A 2,574-nucleotide genomic window follows, 5' to 3' on the forward strand; every position below is an offset into this window, starting at 1 on the left:
TGGGGATTCCATGACCATCCGGACACCCATTCCACCAACATCCGGACACTGATTCCACGCTGATCCGGACACTCATTCCACGAGCATCCGGACACTTTCAGGCAGGCAGCAACGCAGGATTATTCACTACCATCGACCTCTTTTTTCGAAGCGAAGAGGTCGTCGTGGAGCGTTTATCCATGCGTAAAATCCGAGAGGTACTACGCCTAAAGTTCGACGCCGGCCTGTCCGTGCGCAAGATCGCCAAAAGTTTATCCATTGGCCATTCAAGCGCAGGAGACTACCTTTGCCGGTTCGCAGCCAGTGGGCTTCAGTGGCCCATCGATATCTCTGATGCAGAGCTGAACCGACGCCTGTTTCCGCCGGCAGTACCGGTGCCGAGCGACCAGCGCCCGATGCCTGACTGGGCTCATGTCCATGCCGAGTTACGTCGCCCGGGCGTCACCCTGGCCCTGCTTTGGCAAGAGTACCGACTCGCCCATCCGCAAGGCTTCCAATACAGCTGGTTCTGCGAGCACTACCGCCTCTGGGCCGCCAAGGTCGACGTGGTTATGCGCCAGGAGCACCGTGCCGGCGAAAAGCTGTTCGTCGATTACGCCGGACAGACCGCGCCCATCATCGACCGACAGACCGGTGAAATCCGTCAGGCCCAGATCTTCGTCGCCGTTCTCGGCGCGTCCAGCTACACCTTTGCCGAGGCCACCTGGTCGCAGAAGCTGCCCGACTGGCTGGGCTCCCACGTGCGCTGCTTCGCTTTTCTCGGCGGCACATCGCAGATCCTGGTACCGGATAATCTGCGCAGTGGCGTCACCAAGGCGCATCGCTACGAGCCGGACATCAACCCCAGTTACCGCGATCTCGCCGAGCATTACGGCGTAGCCGTACTGCCCGCGCGTTCGCGTAAACCCAAGGACAAAGCCAAGGTTGAAGCGGGTGTGCAAGTGGTCGAGCGCTGGATCCTGGCAGTGCTGCGCAACCGCCAGTTCTTCTCGCTCGGAGAACTCAACACGGCAATCAGCCTGCTGCTCGAACGCCTCAATCAAAAGCCCTTCAAGAAGCTGCCCGGCTCACGCCGCTCGGCCTTCGAGACCATCGACCAACCCGCACTGCAACCGCTACCAGAACATCCGTATGTCTACGCCGAATGGAAAAAGGTGCGGGTGCACATCGACTATCACGTCGAGGTCGAGGGCCATTACTACTCGGTGCCGTACCAGCTGGTGAAGCACCAACTCGAAGTGCGGCTAACCGCTAAGACCGTCGAGTGCTTCCACGCCAACCAGCGGGTGGCCAGTCACCTGCGCTCACCGCACAAAGGCCGCCACACCACCCAAACCGAGCACATGCCCAAAAGTCACCGCGAACATGCCGAATGGACACCGCAACGGCTGATCTGCTGGGCAGAGCAGACAGGCCCGAATACGGCCGGCGTCATCGCCTACATCCTCGAACGCCGAATCCATCCGCAGCACGGCTTCCGCGCCTGCCTGGGGATCCTGCGCCTGAGCAAACAGCACGGCGAAGCGCGGCTGGAAGCCGCTTGCCAGCGTGCGCTGGCACTGGGCGCGTGCAGTTACAAAAGCCTCGAATCGATCCTGCGCCAAGGGCTGGAACGGCTGCCGCTGGCCCAGCAAAACCTGCCGTTACTGCCTGAAGAACACATCAACCTGCGTGGCCCTGGCTACTACCACTGACCTGAAAAAGGAGCACCAAAATGCTGCCCAACCCGACACTCGACAAGCTGCAAACCCTGCGCCTGCACGGCATGATCAAGGCGCTTGGCGAACAACACGCAACGCCTGACATCAACGATCTCAGCTTCGACGAACGCCTCGGTCTGATGGTCGACCGCGAGCTGACCGAGCGCGAAGGCGCCCGCCTGACGACTCGCCTCAAAGCCGCCCGGCTGCGCCACAACGCTTGTCTGGAAGACATCGATTACCGCAGCCCGCGTGGCCTGGACAAGTCCATGATCCTGCAATTGGGCAGCGGCCAATGGCTGCGCGATGGCTTGAACCTGATCATCGGCGGCCCGACCGGTGTAGGCAAAACCTGGCTCGCCTGCGCGCTGGCCCACAAGGCCTGCCGGGACGGCTACAGCGTGCGTTACCTGCGCTTGCCGCGCTTGATGGAAGAGCTGGGCCTGGCCCACGGAGACGGTCGCTTCGCGAAACTGATGGCGGGCTATGCCAAGACCGACTTGCTGATCCTGGACGACTGGGGCCTGGCGCCGTTTACCGCACCGCAACGGCGCGACATGCTTGAGCTATTGGACGACCGCTACGGCAACCGCTCGACGCTAGTGACCAGCCAGATGCCCGTGGACAAATGGCATGCGCTGATCGGCGACCCGACCTTGGGCGACGCGATCCTCGACCGGCTGGTGCACAACGCTTATCGGATCGAACTGAAGGGCGAATCGATGCGCAGGCGCGCAACGAAATTGACGACGACAGGGACTTCAGACTAACAATGCAAACCTGCGTCGCTGCGCTCCGACTGCCTGTCCGAATGAGCGTGGAATGAGTGTCCGGATGTTGGTGGGCTGAGTGTCCGGATGGCGTGGAATCCGCA

At 61.5% G+C, this 2,574-nt stretch carries 2 protein-coding genes; both read left to right on the forward strand.

Annotated elements, in window-relative coordinates; genetic code table 11:
* Window positions 1–179 precede the first annotated feature (179 nt).
* The gene (gene istA, locus YA0848_RS10245; protein WP_184316710.1) at window positions 180–1,694 is read left to right on the forward strand and encodes an IS21 family transposase; all 1,515 of its coding nucleotides are present in this window, start codon (window positions 180–182) and stop codon (window positions 1,692–1,694) included.
* Between the two features lie 20 nt (window positions 1,695–1,714).
* A complete protein-coding gene (gene istB, locus YA0848_RS10250) occupies window positions 1,715–2,470 on the forward strand; it encodes an IS21-like element ISPre4 family helper ATPase IstB (RefSeq protein WP_184316708.1) in 756 nt (251 codons plus the stop codon).
* Window positions 2,471–2,574: the final 104 nt, after the last annotated feature.

This window comes from Pseudomonas sp. S4_EA_1b (genome assembly GCF_016307435.1).
Taxonomy (GTDB): domain Bacteria; phylum Pseudomonadota; class Gammaproteobacteria; order Pseudomonadales; family Pseudomonadaceae; genus Aquipseudomonas; species Aquipseudomonas rhodesiae.

Bases quoted from the DNA above. Each gene is read 5' to 3' on its own strand.
- istA (WP_184316710.1), top strand. From the start codon at position 180: ATGCGTAAAATCCGAGAGGTACTACGCCTAAAGTTCGACGCCGGCCTG.
- istB (WP_184316708.1), top strand. From the start codon at position 1,715: ATGCTGCCCAACCCGACACTCGACAAGCTGCAAACCCTGCGCCTGCAC.